This is a genomic window from Mesorhizobium sp. M7A.F.Ca.CA.004.06.1.1, from assembly GCF_003999135.1.
Lineage (GTDB): Bacteria > Pseudomonadota > Alphaproteobacteria > Rhizobiales > Rhizobiaceae > Mesorhizobium.
In genome coordinates, this window is record NZ_RZPQ01001148.1 from 1 (window position 1) to 1,203 (window position 1,203).

The window sequence follows — 1,203 nt, forward strand, 5'->3', positions numbered from 1 at the left end:
CGTTCCTGCCGCTGGTGCTTATCGGCCTGCCGCGCCTCTACGGCAGCTGGCACATGGTGCTGACCGGCCTGCTGCAGCATATCGGCCTGGCCGATAATGTCACCGACCACCGGCTGAACACGCGCACCGTCTACATGAACCCGATCAGCCGCTTCATCTACTGGAACATGAACTACCATGTCGAACATCACATGTTCCCGATGGTGCCGTATCACGCGCTGCCGAGGCTGCATGAATTGATCAAGCACGATCTGCCCGAGCCGAACCCTTCGATGTGGCATGCCTATCGCGAGGTCTGGCCGGTGCTGCTGAAGCAGCTTCAGTACGAGGACTATTTCCTCAAGCGCGAGCTGCCGCCGACGGCGCGGCCGTATCGGGACGAGTTCCATGCGCTGACCGTTCCGGCAGCGGCGGAATAGGGGAGAGGCAGATGGCCGACTGGGTTGAAGCGTGTGGCGTCGACGATGTCGAGGAAGAGGATGTCATCCGCTTCGATCATGGCGGGCGTACCTTCGCCATCTATCGCAGTCCCGATGACGAGTATTTCGCAACCGACGGGTACTGCACGCATGAGAAGGCGCATCTGGCCGATGGGCTGGTGATGGACGACATCATCGAATGCCCCAAGCACAATGGCCGCTTCAACTACAAGACGGGTGTGGCCCGAGGCGCACCGGTATGCGTCAATCTCGCCACCTATCCAGTGAAGGTCGAGGCTGGCAAAGTGATGATCCAGATCGGCTGACCTGCCGCCGAATGCAACTGAGGGAACCCATTTGATGAGCCGAAAAAGACCGACGGTGGCGGATTTGCGCGCCATGAAGGGCAAGCGACAGCTGACCATGCTGCGCGTGCTGACGATGGACGAGGCCGAGGCCGCGGAGCGCGCAGGGGTCGACATCGTCTCGGTGCCGCCCGAACTGGTGCTCAACCCGCAATACCGGGACGCCGCACCCAGCCTGTTCACCATGCCGGGCGACAATTTCTACGAGATCGGAACGGCGGACGATTTCGTGCGCTGGGCTTTCCGGCTCTACAAGGCCGGCGCCGACGCGGTCTATTGCAGCGCCGGCTACGCCACGATCAAGCGGATGGCCGATGACAATATCCCGGTGATCGGCCATGTCGGGCTGATCCCGTCACGGGCCACCTGGACCGGCGGCTTCAAGGCGGTAGGCAAGACCGCCGACACCGCCATGGAGG

The 1,203-nt window shown here is 62.2% G+C and carries 3 protein-coding genes; all 3 read left to right on the forward strand.

Features of this window, described 5'->3' with window-relative positions; translation table 11 throughout:
- On the forward strand, nucleotides 1–419 hold a 419-nt coding region (locus tag EN906_RS34635; protein WP_206529264.1), incomplete at its 5' end, for a fatty acid desaturase.
- A gap of 11 nt (nucleotides 420–430) precedes the next feature.
- The gene (locus tag EN906_RS34640; RefSeq protein ID WP_013530832.1) at nucleotides 431–745 is read left to right on the forward strand and encodes a MocE family 2Fe-2S type ferredoxin; all 315 of its coding nucleotides are present in this window, start codon (nucleotides 431–433) and stop codon (nucleotides 743–745) included.
- Between the two features lie 34 nt (nucleotides 746–779).
- Nucleotides 780–1,203 (forward strand): 3-methyl-2-oxobutanoate hydroxymethyltransferase (locus tag EN906_RS34645; protein ID WP_206529265.1); only part of this gene is annotated, 424 nt, incomplete at its 3' end.

What these genes read in the sequence shown, in the direction of transcription:
- EN906_RS34640 (WP_013530832.1), top strand. Translation starts at nt 431, where the DNA reads ATGGCCGACTGGGTTGAAGCGTGTGGCGTCGACGATGTCGAGGAAGAG.